Annotated in this window: 2 protein-coding genes; both read left to right on the plus strand. The window is 47.0% G+C overall.

Annotated features, from left to right (window positions below; genetic code table 11):
- Nucleotides 1-1,110: hypothetical protein (locus EYB31_RS39885; RefSeq protein ID WP_338120023.1), on the plus strand; the 1,110-nt coding region annotated here is incomplete at its 5' end.
- Nucleotides 1,076-1,675, plus strand: coding sequence for a transposase (locus EYB31_RS39890; protein WP_131019143.1), 600 nt, complete (start codon nucleotides 1,076-1,078; stop codon nucleotides 1,673-1,675). The genes EYB31_RS39885 and EYB31_RS39890, both read left to right, overlap by 35 nt.
- Nucleotides 1,676-1,677 lie beyond the last annotated feature (2 nt).

Genomic DNA, 1,677 nt, shown 5'->3' on the forward strand with positions numbered 1-1,677 from the left:
CTACGGCTGTCCAATCAACTAACAGGAAATTCCAATACCTCTGTCGAAATAGTTAGCAGCCATTTTGACGGAGGTTTTCTTATGCCCTTACCCAAAAATCGAATTGTTCCTGAGAAAAAAATCTACTATCGTGCGGAAATTGAAAATTGTCCGGATTGCGGACGAAAGCTGAAACGCCACCACACCGCATGGAAGAAAAATATTGCTACGCTTCAAGGTGTCATTCAGGTCTGGAACATGGCCTATCACTGTCCAGACGAGTCATGCGGAAATACGAAACGTTACTTCAACTCCGCTCAGGCCGGTGCTCTTTGCATGAAACATACTTCATACGGCTTCGATGTTTTGGCCTTGGTCGGAGAATTGCGTTTCAAGCATCATCTTACCATCGGTGAAATTACAAAAGAGCTGAACGAGCGTGGCGTGGCAACTTCTGAGCGCAATTCCATGCGACTGTATGAGCGTTACCTAACCTTGCTGCGAGCTTCCGTTACGGAACAGGTGCGATTGGAACTGGAGCGAGTTGTTCAGGTGAATAAAGGGATTATGCTGTCTATGGATGGCGTTCAGCCTGAAAAGGGAAATGAAACGCTTTATGTGGTTCGTGAGGTTTTTAGTGGGCTTATTCTATCCGCTAAAAATCTAAAAAGCGGATCGGCACCCGAACTTCAAACGCTTCTTCAACCGGTAAAAGAGCTTGGTTTTCCCGTAATTGGCTTGGTAAGCGACGGCCAGCATTCCATTCGTCTAGCTATGGAAGCCATGTGGCCGGAAGCTCCCTACCAATACTGTCAGTATCATTATCTGAAGGACATTGCAAAGCCTGTGGTGGATATAGACCGCAAGCTGAAAACCGGCATTAAGAAATCACTTCGCGGCATTCGAGAGATTGAGAAGCAAATCGAAAAAGAGACATCCGCAGAAGCAGAGATTGCGAAGGACTACTTAGCGGCGGTCCGCTCCATCTTGCTCGAAGACGGGAATCCGCCACTTGATCTGCCAGGCATCCGAATATTTGAAAACGCGCAGGCTGTGCAGCAATCACTCGAGAACAGCCTGGCTAAAAAAGGGGCTCATGCTCCTGAAAAAGGTAGTCAGAATCTTCAGTAAAATTAATGATTTCAAGCCAGCTTACGAGGCAGTATGCCGCTGGCAGGCTGTTATTACGAATATCACGAAGCTTCTCGAGCCCAGTCCTGATCAAACAAGCGAGTCCGTTCGCTTTCACATGGAGCACTTGCTCCGGTGGCTTGAAGTGAACTACAACCAAGCAGGCGACGAGGAACTTGTGAAAAACGTTCAGGCTTACACGCGAGGATTTTGGAAAGGGCTCTTTACCTGCTATGACGCGCCTCACGTCCCTCGAACAAACAATGATCACGAGCGCTTTTTTCGTCAAACTAAGACCAAACATCGCCGAATGACAGGCCGCCGCAGTTGGAACGATTACATTCTCCGCAGCGGTGAATTTGTTGTGCTGGTTGATGATGCGATAAAGCAAAGCAACATAGTTGAGCGTCTTCAAAAAGTAGACTATCTCACGTTCAATCAAGAAAGAAAGAGATGGACTGAACGTCTGCTGGAAGGAACAAAGCGGCGAAGATTTCGAAAGAACCCTCACGGTTACCTGAAAAACATCGAAAATAAAGTCAGTGAGTTAATTGGTCAGCCGTAGAA

Origin of the sequence: Paenibacillus thalictri (genome assembly GCF_004307995.1) — a bacterium.
Lineage (GTDB): Bacteria > Bacillota > Bacilli > Paenibacillales > NBRC-103111 > Paenibacillus_AF > Paenibacillus_AF thalictri.